Source organism: Calidithermus terrae, from assembly GCF_003574345.1.
Taxonomy (GTDB): domain Bacteria; phylum Deinococcota; class Deinococci; order Deinococcales; family Thermaceae; genus Calidithermus; species Calidithermus chliarophilus.
In genome coordinates, this window is record NZ_QXDL01000123.1 from 1 (window position 1) to 12424 (window position 12424).

Sequence of the window (12424 nt, forward strand, 5' to 3'; positions counted from 1 at the left end):
GGGGAGGTTGTTGGGGCGGGGCCTCAGCCTGGAGAATACGGGGAGAGCTGGCCCCGTCCCCTTCCTCGGGCGAACGCCCCTGGCGCGCCGAGCACCCTAACCGGAGGAGAAACCCATGCCCGACCGCTACTACCCAGTGCCCACCCCGCAGCACGGCCTCGAGTCGGGGCCGGTGCTCCTCAAGGACGGCCGCACCGCCTTCCTGCGCCAGGCAACCCCCGCCGACCGGGGCCTGTTCCTCGACTTCCTGCACCGCCTCTCGCCCCAGGCCCGGCAGTACCGCTTCTTCTCCGAGATCAGCCCCGAGACGGCCGTGGACCTGCTGCTCAAGCACAAGCCCGGCGAGGAGCGCTTCACGCTGGTGGTGCTCGCGGGCGACCCCCAGCGCATCATCGCCACCGGGGAGTTCGTGCCCGAGGGGCCCGGCGCCGACAGCGCCGAGGTGGCGTTCCTGGTGGACGACTGGTACCAGGGCAAGGGGCTGGGGACGCTGCTGCTGGAGCGCTTAGCCCTCATCGCCGCGCGGCGGGGCATCCGGCGTTTCCACGCCTTCACGCTGCTGGAGAACCGGCAGATGCTCGACGTCTTCCGCAGCAGCGGCTTCCAGGTGCACACCGAGAACGAGGCGGGCGAGGTGGAGGTCACCTTCGAGATCGAGCCCAGCGCCGAGACCGTGGCCCGCTTCGAGTGGCGCGACCAGGTGGCGACGCTGGCCTCGCTCTACCCCTTCTTCCGGCCGCGCGGCGTGGCGGTGGTGGGGGCCAGCCGCGACCCGGAGAGCGTGGGCTACCGGGTGCTGGAGAACCTGGTCAGGAACCGCTTCGCCGGGCCGGTCTACCCGGTCAACCCGGCCGCCTCGCCCGCGGCGGGCGAGGTGCTGGTGGTGGGCTCGATCCTGGCCTACCCCTCGGTCAAGGCCATCCCGGGGCCCGTGGACCTCGCCATCCTCACCACCCCGCCGGACCAGGTGGTGGCCGCCGCCGAAGCCTGCGGGCAGCGGGGGGTGCGGGCCATCGTGGTGCTCACCATCCGCCTCGAGCGCCCCACCACCCTCGCGCTGGTGGAGGTGTGCCGCCGCTACGGGATGCGGCTGGTGGGGCCGGGCTCGCTGGGCTTCATCCACACCCACCCCGAGGTGCGCCTCGCCGCGGGGCTGGTGCCCATGCCCGCCCACGGCAACGTGGCGCTCTCCTCGCAGAGCGGCTCGCTGGGGCTGGCGGTGCTGGAGTACGCCCGCGAGGTGGGGCTGGGCCTGTCGAGCTTCGTGAGCCTGGGGGCCAAGGCCGACGTCTCGAGCAACGACCTGCTGCAGTTCTGGGAGGACGACCCCGAGACCGGGCTGATCCTGCTGTACCTCGAGTCCTTCGGCAACCCCCGCCGCTTCGCCCGGCTGGCGCGGCGGGTGGGGCGCAAGAAGCCCATCCTGGTGGTGCGGCCGGGCCGCGACCCGGTGGTGGAGGCCCTCTTCGCCCAGGCCGGGGTGATGCGGGCGGAGAGCCTGGAGGAGATGTTCGACGCCGCCGCGCTGCTCGCGCACCAGCCCGCCCCCGCCGTGCGGCCCGACGGCAGCCACCGTGTGGCCCTGGTCTCCAACGCCAGCGGCCCCGGCACCCTGGCGGTGGAGGCGCTGCGGGCGATGGGCCTCGAGGTCACCCACCACGACCTGGGCTCGGTGGCGGGCCCCGACGAGTTCGGCCAGGCCGCCCGCGAGGTGCTGCACGACGAGCGCTACGACAGCGCCATGGCCCTCTTCGTGCCCATGGGCTTCTCCGACCCGCTCGAGGTGGCCGAGGCCCTGCGCCAGGCCCTGCTCGAGGCCCGTGCCGCGGGGAGCGCCAAGACCGTGCTGAGCTGCTTCATGACCGCCAGCCGGATGCTCTTCCAGGCGGGGCGCGAGCAGGTGCCGGTCTACCGCTTCCCCGAGTCGGCGGCCCGCGCGCTGGGCCTCACGGTGGCCCACGCCCGCTGGCGCGCGCGCCCCACCGGCGAGTTCCCCGACTTCGAGCCCGACCTCGAGGCCGCCCGCGCCCTGCTGCAGGGGCGCCGGGGCGAGCTCGGGGCGCAGGAGGCCGAGCGGCTGCTGGGGCTCTTCGGCATCCCCCAGGCCCCCGAGGCCGAGGGGCTGGCGCTGGGGCTGGAGGTGCGCCACGACGAGCTCTTCGGCCCGGTGATCTCGCTGAGCCTGACCGGTCTGCCGCTGGGGCCGCAGCTCCTCGCCGTGCGCATCACCCCCCTCTCCGACCAGGACGCCGCCGAGATGGTGCCCGCGCTCGCGGGCAAGGCCGACGCCGCCGCGCTGCAGGACCTGCTGCTGCGGGTCTCGCAGATGGTCGAGGAGTTGCCCGGGCTGCACGAGGTGCGGCTCGAGCTGCGGGCGGGGCCGGGGGGCTACCGCGTCACCCGGGCCCGCTTCGAGCTCCAGGGGCTATCCTGATCCCGTGCGGCTCTTCGTCACCGGGGGCACGGGCTATGTGGGCCGGGAGCTGGTGCGGCAGGCGCTCGAGCTCGGCTGGGAGGTGGCCGCCGGCCACTTCCGCCAGCCGCCCCTCCCCTGCCCCGCCGCCTGGGTCCGGCTCGACCTGCGGGACCCGGGGGCGGCGCGGGAGGCGCTCGAGGCCCTCCGCCCCGACGCCGTGATCAACACCGCCTACGCGCAGTCCGGCCCCGACCTCGCCCCCCTCACCGCCGAGGCGCCCGGGCACCTGGCCCGGCTCGCCCGCCGCCTGGGGGCGCGGCTCGTCCAGCTCTCCACCGACGTGGTCTTCGACGGGGAGGCCGGCCGCCCCTACCGCGAGGACGACGAGCCCAACCCCCTGAGCGCGTACGGCCGGGCCAAGCTCGAGGCCGAGCGGCGGGTGCTCGAGCACCCCGGCGGCCTGGTGGTGCGCACCTCGCTCGTCTACGGCTGCCGCCTCGAGCCCCCCGACAAGTACAGCGCCTTCGCCCTGCGCCTGCTGCGCGGCGAGGCCGAGGGCGTGCTCTTCCGCGACGAGTTCCGCAGCCCCGTGGCGGTCGAGGACCTCGCCGCCGCGCTGCTCGAGCTCGTGCAACACCCCTACGAGGGCGTGCTGCACGTGGCCGGGCCCGAGGTGCTGAGCCGGCTCGAGTTCGGCCGCCTGCTGGTGCGGGCCCGGGGCCTCGACCCCGCCCCGCTGCCCTCCGGCTCCGCCGCCGCCTTCCCAGGCCCCCGCGCCCGCAACACCGCCCTCGACAGCCGCCTGGCCCAACGCCTGCTGCGCACGCGGCTGCGCGGCGTGCGCGAGGCGCTGGCCCTCCCGGCCTGAGCCCGATGCGGTAAGCTCAGGCCCATGAAGCTCGGCATCGACTTCGGCCTGACCAACACCGACGTGGTGCTCGTCGAGGACGGGCGCATGGTGCGCCAGTGGACCCTCCACCACGCGGGGCCGGCCCGCCTCGAGGTGCTCGAGCACGCCCTGGAGGCCGGGGGCCTCGCCGCCGCCCAGCTCTCCGCCATCGCCACCACGGGCGGCCTGCACCGCACCCTCCCCGACCGCTTCGGCGGCGTGCCGGTGCACAAGGTCGGGGAGGCCGAAGCCATCGGGCGGGGCGGGCTGGCGCTGGCGGGGATGGCCGCCCCGCGGGAGCTCGAGCCGCGGACCGCTACCCCCCAGGAGCTCGAGCCGCGGACCGCTACCCCCCGGAACGAGCCGCGGACCGCTACCCCCCGGAACCTCGTGCGAGCCCTGGTGGTCTCGGCGGGCACCGGAACCGCCATGATCGCGGCCCGCGACGGCAGCTTCGAGCACGTCACCGGCAGCGCGGTGGGCGGGGGCACCCTGCTGGGGCTGGGGCGGCTGCTGCTGGGCACCGCCGACCCGCTCGAGATCGCCCGCCTCGCCAAGGCCGGGGACCCCGGCGGCGTGGACTCGACCTTAGCCGACGCCATCGGCGGGGGGATCGGGCACCTGCCCGCCTCGGCCACGGCGGTGAACTTCGGCCGGGTCGCCACCTCCGACCGCCTCCCCAGCCGCGAAGACCTGGCGGCGGGGCTGTTCACCGTCGTGGGGCAGGTGATCGGGGTGATCGCGCTCAACGCGGCCAAGGCCCACGGCCTCGAGCGCATCGTCGTCGTGGGCCACCTCCCCGACCTCGAGCCCCTGCAGGAGGCGCTCGAGCGGGTCTGGCAGTTCTACCTCGTCGAGCCCCGGCCCCTCATCCCCCCCTACAGCGGCTGGGCGACCGCGCTGGGGGCAGCCCTGAGCGTGTAGGCGGCGCCCGGGACGGGGCCTGCCGCCCGCTAAGCTGCGGCTCAACTTGGGGCTCTATCGTGCCCCCATGAAAGCCCCGCTCGGTTTTTCCGCCAGGCTCGCCGACGACAACCTGGGCCTGACCCTCAGCGACGGCATCAACGAGGAGAAGATCTGGGCCTCGGCGCTGGAGTTCGCCGAGGCCCTCGCCCGCCTCGAGGAGCACCCCCTGCACGACGAGTACGACTTCCCCCTCGAGTTCCAAAGCCCCGAGCCCGAGGCCACCGCCCTCGACGCCGCCCTGCCCGGCGTGGCCCGGGTCGCCTACCCGGCCGCGGAGGAGTCCTACACGGCGGCGCAGCTCGAGCTCTTCGACCCGCCGGGCCTGCTGCTGCTGCGCAAGATCGTGGGCGAGGGGGAGAACCTGCTCGAGCTCACCACCCCCCAGGGCTCGGTCTTCGTCTTCGACTACGAGCAGGTGCGCAACCGCCTCCGGCCGCTGCTGCCCCGCTGACGCCCCGCGGGGAGGTGTTAGGCTCTTGGCGTGGAGCTCATCACCAGCGCGGCCAACCCGCGCGTCAAAGCCCTGGCCCGGCTGCTCGAGCGCAAGGAGCGCGAGCGCACGGGCCAGTTCCTCATCGAAGGCGCCCGCGAGGTCGAGCGGGCCCTGCGAGCGGGGGTCGAGCTCGAGCTCGCCTTCGTGCGCGACGGGGCCCTCACCCCGGAGGAAGAAGCCCTCTGCCGCACCCTCGCGCGGCTGGAGCGCCTGCGCCTCGTCGCCCTGGCCGAAGCGCCGCTGAAGAAGCTCTCCGGCCGGGAGAACCCGGCCGGGGTCATCGCCCTCGCCCGCCTGCCCCGCCGCTCCCTGGACAGCCTCACCCTCCCGCCCGACCCCCTGGTGCTCGTGGGCGTGGGGCTGGAGAAGCCGGGCAACCTGGGGGCCATCCTCCGCTGCGCCGACGCCGCCGGGGCCCACGCGGCGGTGGCGGTAGGGGGCGTGGACCTGTACAGCCCCCAGGTCGTCCGCAACAGCACCGGCGTGGTGTTCAGCCTGCCCACGGTGGCCGCTTCGGAGGGGGAGGTGCTGGCGTGGCTGGCCGGGCGCGGCATCCCGCTCGTCGCGGCCACGCCCCACGCGGAGCAGCTTTACTGGGACGCCGACCTGCGCGGCCCGGTCGCCCTCGCGGTCGGCCCCGAGCACGAGGGCCTCAGCGCGGCCTGGCTCGAGGCCGCCCGCCGCACCGTCCGCATACCCATGCAGGGCCAGGCCGACAGCCTCAACGTGTCGGTGTCGGCCGCTTTGCTCCTTTACGAGGCCCTGCGCCAGCGCCGCGGGTGAATATCTATACCTTATAAAGTTGATTGACCCACACTCAAATTGATAGCCTGGACTCTTGACAATCTGTTCACCAAGGGCTAATACTGTGTTCTCGGGTTGACACTCTAAACCCATGACTGTCAAAGGAGGAATTATGGCGACCAAAACCGCACTCAAGCCCCTGGGTGACCGCGTCGTGGTCCAGCGCATCGAAGAACAGGCCACCACCAAGGGCGGCATCCTGCTCCCCGACACCGCCAAGGAGAAGCCCCAGAAGGGCAAAGTGATCGCCGTGGGCTCGGGCCGCGTGCTGGACAACGGCACCAAGCTGCCGCTGGAAGTCAAGGAAGGCGACACCGTGGTCTTCGCCAAGTACGGCGGCACCGAGATCGAGATCGACGGCGAGGAGTACATCATCCTCTCCGAGCGCGACCTGCTGGCCGTGATCTAAACCGTCGGGAGTCAAGGGCCTGGAGCCGAGAGCCCAAAGACAGCAGGCCTGGCTCTTGAGGCTTGACCCTCGACCCTAGACGCTGTTCGACGCGACTGAAAGGAGCACAACTATGGCTAAAATGCTGGTGTTTGACGAAATTGCCCGCCGCTCGCTCGAGCGCGGCGTGAACGCTGTAGCCAACGCCGTGAAGGTGACCCTGGGCCCCCGCGGCCGCAACGTGGTGCTGGAGAAGAAGTTCGGCTCCCCCACCATCACCAAGGACGGCGTGAGCGTGGCTAAGGAAGTCGAGCTCGAGGACCACCTCGAGAACATCGGGGCCAAGCTCATCATCGAGATCGCCTCCAAGACCAACGACATCACCGGTGACGGCACCACCACCGCCACCGTGCTCGGCCAGGCCATCGTGCGCGAGGGCCTGCGCAACGTGGCCGCCGGCGCCAACCCCCTCGCCCTCAAGCGCGGCATCGAGCGCGCCGTCGAGGCCGCCACCCGCGAGATCCAGAGCATGGCCGTGGCCGTCAACGACAAGAAGGCCATCTTCGAGGTGGCCTCGGTGTCGGCCAACAACGACACCGAGATCGGCAACCTCATCGCCGACGCCATGGAGAAGGTGGGCAAGGAGGGCATCATCACCGTCGAGGAGAGCAAGACCCTCGACACCGAGCTGAACTTCGTCGAAGGCTACCAGTTCGACAAGGGCTACATCTCGCCCTACTTCGTCAACAACGCCGACACGATGGAGGCCAGCCTCGATGACCCGTACATCCTGATCACCGAGAAGAAGATCACCAACGTGCGCGAGCTGCTGCCCGTGCTCGAGCAGGTCGCCCAGACCGGCAAGCCCATGCTCATCATCGCCGAGGACATCGAGGGCGAGGCCCTGGCGACGCTGGTGGTCAACAAGCTGCGCGGCACCCTCAACATCGCCGCCGTCAAGGCCCCCGGCTTCGGCGACCGCCGCAAGGAGATGCTCAAGGACCTCGCGGCCGTCACCGGCGGCACCGTGATCTCCGAGGAGCTCGGCTTCAAGCTCGAGAACGCCACCCTCTCCATGCTGGGCCGCGCCGAGCGCGTGCGCATCAACAAGGACGAGACCACCGTGGTCGGCGGCAAGGGCAAGAAGGAGGACATCGACGCCCGCATCAACGGCATCAAGCGCGAGCTCGAGACCTCCGACAGCGAGTACGCCAAGGAGAAGCTCCAGGAGCGCCTGGCTAAGCTCGCCGGCGGCGTGGCCGTCATCCGCGTGGGCGCCGCCACCGAGACCGAGCTCAAGGAGAAGAAGCACCGCTACGAAGACGCCCTCTCCACCGCCCGCGCGGCCGTGGAGGAAGGCATCGTGCCCGGCGGTGGCGTGGCCCTGCTGCGCGCCGTGCCCGCCGTGCGCAACCTGATCAAGGAGCTCGAGGGCGACGAGGCCACCGGCGCCAAGATCGTGCTGCGCGCCCTGGAAGAGCCCGCCCGCCAGATCGCGGCCAACGCCGGCTTCGAGGGCAGCGTGGTGGTCAACCAGATCCTGGGCCAGGACAACAAGACCTACGGCTTCAACGCCGCCACCGGCGAGTACGGCGACATGATGGAGTACGGCATCGTTGACCCCGCCAAGGTCACCCGTACCGCCCTGCAGAACGCCGCCTCCATCGGCGCCCTGATCCTCACCACCGAGGCCGTGGTCGCCGAGAAGCCCGAGGACAAGAAGGCCCCTGCTGCCCCCGCCGGCGGCATGGGCGGCGACATGGACTTCTAATACCAGGTTTGGGTGGATAGTCTCCCGATGGGAGGCTATCCACCCCGGCCGAAGGGAGTGCCCTGGGCTTTACAAAGATGTACCTCTGACGGATTCGAAGAGTATCTTTGTGAAGCCGGTATAAAGCGGTTCCCACGAATACCCCGCACGGCCCGGTCGGCCCTGCGGGGTATTCGTGGAAAACGCGATAAACCCGGCGCCGAGCGCTGGAGCCTCCGGGAGACCCCGGAGGCTTTTCGCTCGAGGCCGGCGCGCGGGTAACGTGCCCGTAACGCCGCAGCCCGTATGATGGGCCCACCGAGACCTCGGAGAGCGGCGTGCGCGAGAGAGCCATCACCCAGCTTCAGCGGCACCTGCGGGCGGTGCTTTCGAAACGGCCGGGCCAGGCGCTGTGGCTGTGGGGCGAGGCCGGGGTGGGCAAGACCTTCACCGCCCAGGCCCTGCTCCGGGAGACCCCCTGCGCTAGCCTGAGCCTCCAGGCGACGCTCCCCGACCGCGCCCTCGTCCTCGCCCTACCCCGCCCCCCCCGGCGGCCTGCCTGGACCGACGCCCAGCGCGAGCGGCTGATCCAGAGCCAGCACGTGCCCGCCCGCACCCTGGTCGATACCCTCGCCGCCACCCTGGCCGCCCTGGCGCCCTTCGTGCTGCACCTCGAGGACCTGCACGAAGCCCCCGCCGAGCGCCTCGAGCTCGTGCAAAAGCTGGCCCAGGCCGTCGCGCGGCTGCGCGGGGTGGGGCTGCTGGTCACCAGCCGCGGCGAGCCGCTCGAGCCCTTCAAGGGCTACCGCCTCGAGCCGCTGAGCGCGGAGGAGTCGGAGCGGCTGCTGCTCGAGCAGGCCGGGGCCCCCCTGCCCCGGGAGGGCCTGGGCTGGATCTTCGCCCGGGCCGGGGGCAACCCGCTGTTCACCCTGGAGTTCTGGCGCTACCTCGCCCGGCAGGGCTTCTTCTGGTCGGACGGGCAGCGCTGGCGCTGGCGCACCCCTCCCGACGGCTTCGTCCCCGTGAGCGTCGAGGCGCTCCTCGCCCGCACCCTCGCCGGCCTGGCCGAGGGGTCGGCGCAGCGGGCCGCCGTCGAGGCCAGGGCGCTCCTGCCCGACGGGCTCTACGGCGAGGGCTTCGAGGCGCTGTGGGCCCGGGCGGCGGACCTCGAGCCGCCGGGCCTGGCCGAGGCCCGGCGGTCGCTCGCCCGGCAGGGGATCCTCCGGCAGGACCGCTTCGCCCACCCGCTGCTGCAGGAGGTGGCCGCGCGGGAGACGCCGCCGGCGCGCAGGCAGGCCTACGCCCGGCGGGCCATGGCGGCGCTGGCGGGGCAGCCGGAGGAGGCCGCCCGCTTCGTGGAGGCGGCCCGCCCGGAGCCCGAGGAGGCCCTGCGGCTGCTCGAGGCCGCCGCGGGCAGCGCGCAGGCCCGGGGGGACCACCCGGGGCAGGCCCACTGGCTGGCGGAGGCGGTGAGGTGGAGCAGCGGAGCCGCCCAGGCCGAGCGGGCTTTCCGGGCGGCTTTGGCCCTCCGGAGCACCGACCCCTCGAGGGCGGTCCGGCTCGCCGAGGTCGCCGCGTCGGCCGTGCCCCCCGACCCCGAGGCCGTCCTGCTGCTGGCCGAACTCCTGGCGGGGCAGGGCCACACCCAAGAGGCCGAGGCCTGCCTGCAGCGGCTGCCGCGCTCGGAGGACACCGCCTTGCGCTGGTGGGAGACCCAGATCTACGTCTGCGACCAGAGCGGGCAGTGGCAGCGCGCCGCCGAGCTGTGGGAGCAGGAGCCGGGCCACCAGGCCCGGGCCCGGCCCCGCACCCGCCTCGCCGTGGGGGCCGGCTACGCCTTCTTGAACCGCCTCGACGAGGCCGAACGCCTCCTGCAGGGCTTGCCCGGCCTGGAGGCGCTCCCCCCGGCGCTCCAGATCGCCGCGCTCAACCTCCAGGGCCAGATCCAGACCTACCGCGGGCAGCACGCCCAGGCCCTGCAGACCGAGGAGCGCCTGCTCGAGCTCGCCCGCTCGGCCGGCGCGACGCAGGCCACCCTGGCGAACCTGATCAACCACGCCAGCACCGCCAGCGCCCTGGGGCTGCGCGAGCGGGCCAAGGCCTGCCTCCAGGAGGCCAAGGCCCTGGCCTTGCAGTCCGGGGAGACCCTGCGCTACGCGGTCGTCCAGCTCCGCCTGGCCGACGTGCTGGCCGACGAGGGCGAGTTCGAGCAGGCCGAGGCGCTGATGCTCGAGGCGCAGGAGCTGCTGCGGCACCGCCTGCACCTGCAGTGGCAGGCCGAGAGCCACCTCAAGCTCGCCCGCCTCTACCTCACCTGGCAGCCGCCCCACGGGCCCATCCTGGCCCTCAAAAACGCCCAGGCCGCCCTCGAGCTGTCTCGAGCCAGCCGCGACGTCAAGTTCCTGGCCGCGGCCCTGGCCTACCTCAGCCGCGCCCAGGCGCAGTCGGGGCACGCCCAGGCCGCGCTGGAGACGGCCCAGGAGTGCCTGCGGCTGTGCGAGCGCGAGGGGATCAAGCAGGCCGAGGCCTGGTTCGCCTACGGCCTAGCGCTGGAGGCCGCCGGGCGCACCGGCGAGGCCCTGCAGGCCCTCCGGGAGGCCCACGCGCGGCAGCGCGAGCGCAAGCTGGCCGAGCGCTTCGCCCTGGAGGCCGACCGCATCAGCGGCGACCTCGAGGCCGCGCGCCAGCGCCGCGACTGGTTCGCCGCCCAGGGGCTCGCGGGGCTGGCGCGGCTGGCCCTGCTGCCGGACAGGGACGCCTACCGCTACTCGGTGGAGGGGGCGGCCGCCGCGCGGGAGGACCTCGAGGCCTTCCTGCGCCGCTGGGAGGGGGAGGGCCGCACGGTGCGGCTGACCCGCCTGGAGCGGCGCGGGGCGGCCTGGGCTTTCGTGGTGACCCTGGAGCAGCGGCGCGACGCCGGCCCCGCGGCGGGCCCCCAGGGGGTGGAGCATGGCGACTAAGCCCCCGCGGAAGGGGAGCCGGCCGGGCGCGGGCCTGAAGCTGGCGCCGGGCGCGGCCCTGGCGCTGGCGCTGGGCGGGGCGCTGCTGCTGGCCGTGGGGCTGCTCTCCTGGCAGGCCGGGCGCCTGGTGGAGGCGCGGCAGGAGCTGCTGCGGGCGCGGGCCGAGGTGGCCCGCCTCGAGGCGCTGGCGGAGGCCAACCGGGGCCTGGAGCGGCGGCTGGGCGAGCTTCAGGCGCGCTGGGAGCAGGAGCGCGCCCGGCTGCCGGCGCGCGAGGACTACGCGGGGCTGCTCGAGGCCGTGGGCGACCTCGCCCAGCGCTGGGGCGTGGAGGTCGGGCCGCTGAGCCCCACGCTCGGCCAGGACGGGGCCTTCCCCAAGGTAGTGACCCCGCTGGAGCTGACCGGCCCCTTTGAGCGGGTCCTCGCTCTCATGAACGCGCTGCAGGGTGGCGGGCGGCTGAATATCCTCAAGGACGTGAAATTTGCCCTGAGCGACGAGAAGGAGGGGAAGGTCCGTGCGCAGATGGTCCTGGAAGCGTACTACGCCGGTGATTAAGCGCTGGACCCTGGCGCTGGGGCGGGCCCGCGCGCGGCTCCCCCGGCCCCCGTCCGTGCGCCCCCCCTCGGGACGGGCGGGCCGCACGCCGGCGGTCGTGCCCGGAGCGGTCCTGGCGGCCGCGCTGCTGCTGGCGGGGCTCTGGGCGCTGCGGGTACCGGCCCCGCAGGAGCCCCCCCAGGCGGTGACGCCCGCACAGCAGGGAGCAGACCCTGCGCACGCCGCGGCCCAGCCGCTGCCCACCGTGCAGGCGCTGCCGGCGCAGGCCCCCTCGAGCCCCAGCGGCCCAGCCGCTGACCGCCCGCGCCAGCCGGACGATCCCCCTCGGGACCGGCTGGCGCCGGTACACCGAGAGGCGGCGGCGAGTCCCCTCCCTGAGCCGGGGGCCGACCCCTTCCGCGCCTACGCGCGCATCGCCGGGGTGGGCTCGTCGGGCTCTCCGGGGGCTGTGCGGGCGGACGATCGAACGGACGATCCCCTTCGGGACGGCGGCTCTGCCGCCGTGCACCGGGAGGTCCCGGTGGCCCCCGCGCCGCGCCTGGAGCTGCCCGCCCTGCCTGTTCCCCCGTCCCCGGTCGCTCAGCCCCAACCCCGGCCCCAGCCCGAGACGCTCCAACGCTACCTCGTGCGCGCGGGCTGGCGGCTGGAGGCGGTCTCGCTGGGCCAGGAGGCCTCAGTGCTGCTCTCCAAGGACGGGGTGAGCGGGCTGTGGCGCGCCGGGGAGGAGCTGGAGGAGGGCGTGCGGCTGGTGCGCGTGGAGCCCGGCCGGGTGGAGCTGGCCCGCGGCAGGGAGCGGGCGTATCTGGAGGTGTCGCCATGAAGCGCTACGTGTGGCTGTGCGTTCTGGCGGGCTCGCTGGCCCTGGCCGGGAGCTTGCCGCCGGGAAAGGCCTACGACGTGCCGGTCAGCGTGGAGGTGCGGGCCGGCGTCAGCCTTGGAGATGCTATAAGAATCCTCGCCAGGAGTGCAGGCCTGTCGGTGGTGGTGGCCCAGGCGCCCGAGCTGCAGGCCAAAGTGACCCTCGACGTCAAGTCCAAGCCCTTCCGCCAGGTGTGGGAGGGGCTGTTCATGGGTGCGGCCCGCAACCTCGACTACAAGGTGCTCCCCAGCGGGCTCATCGTCGTCGCGCCCAGGGCCGATCTCGAGGCCTTCGCCGCGGCTCAGGGGCCCAAGCCCCAGCCCCAGGGTGCCCAGGCCCCCGC

Annotated in this window: 10 protein-coding genes and 1 pseudogene; all 11 read left to right on the forward strand. The window is 73.5% G+C overall.

The features are described 5' to 3' along the window. Positions 1–115 precede the first annotated feature (115 nt). On the forward strand, positions 116–2434 hold the full coding sequence (locus Mterra_RS13670) for a bifunctional acetate--CoA ligase family protein/GNAT family N-acetyltransferase (RefSeq protein ID WP_119315678.1): 2319 nt from the start codon (positions 116–118) through the stop codon (positions 2432–2434). Positions 2435–2438: 4 nt separating this feature from the next. Further along, entirely contained in the window at positions 2439–3284 is an 846-nt protein-coding gene (locus Mterra_RS13675) for an SDR family oxidoreductase (RefSeq protein ID WP_119315679.1), read from the forward strand. 24 nt (positions 3285–3308) lie between these two features. Beyond that, entirely contained in the window at positions 3309–4229 is a 921-nt protein-coding gene (locus tag Mterra_RS13680) for an acetate and sugar kinases/Hsc70/actin family protein (RefSeq protein ID WP_119315680.1), read from the forward strand. A 67-nt stretch (positions 4230–4296) separates the two neighbouring features. Beyond that, the gene (locus Mterra_RS13685) at positions 4297–4722 is read left to right on the forward strand and encodes a hypothetical protein (RefSeq protein WP_119315681.1); all 426 of its coding nucleotides are present in this window, start codon (positions 4297–4299) and stop codon (positions 4720–4722) included. Positions 4723–4752: 30 nt separating this feature from the next. Then, positions 4753–5547, forward strand: coding sequence for a TrmH family RNA methyltransferase (locus Mterra_RS13690; protein ID WP_119315682.1), 795 nt, complete (start codon positions 4753–4755; stop codon positions 5545–5547). Between the two features lie 133 nt (positions 5548–5680). Beyond that, positions 5681–5977, forward strand: coding sequence for a co-chaperone GroES (gene groES / locus Mterra_RS13695; protein ID WP_027892655.1), 297 nt, complete (start codon positions 5681–5683; stop codon positions 5975–5977). 112 nt (positions 5978–6089) lie between these two features. After that, on the forward strand, positions 6090–7727 hold the full coding sequence (gene groL / locus Mterra_RS13700) for a chaperonin GroEL (RefSeq protein WP_119315683.1): 1638 nt from the start codon (positions 6090–6092) through the stop codon (positions 7725–7727). Positions 7728–8044: 317 nt separating this feature from the next. Then, on the forward strand, positions 8045–10666 hold the full coding sequence (locus Mterra_RS13705) for an ATP-binding protein (protein ID WP_119315684.1): 2622 nt from the start codon (positions 8045–8047) through the stop codon (positions 10664–10666). Continuing rightward, positions 10656–11222 carry a type 4a pilus biogenesis protein PilO gene (pilO, locus tag Mterra_RS13710; RefSeq protein WP_119315685.1) on the forward strand — a complete coding sequence of 189 codons (567 nt, stop codon included), beginning with the start codon at positions 10656–10658 and terminating at the stop codon, positions 11220–11222. Before Mterra_RS13705 ends, pilO begins: the two co-directional genes overlap by 11 nt. After that, complete coding sequence (locus Mterra_RS23170; protein ID WP_245971632.1) at positions 11215–12042, forward strand: hypothetical protein; 828 nt, start codon at positions 11215–11217, stop codon at positions 12040–12042. Before pilO ends, Mterra_RS23170 begins: the two co-directional genes overlap by 8 nt. Further along, positions 12039–12424 (forward strand): annotated as a pseudogene (locus Mterra_RS13720) (hypothetical protein); the annotation flags it as partial. The gene Mterra_RS23170 and the pseudogene Mterra_RS13720, both read left to right, overlap by 4 nt.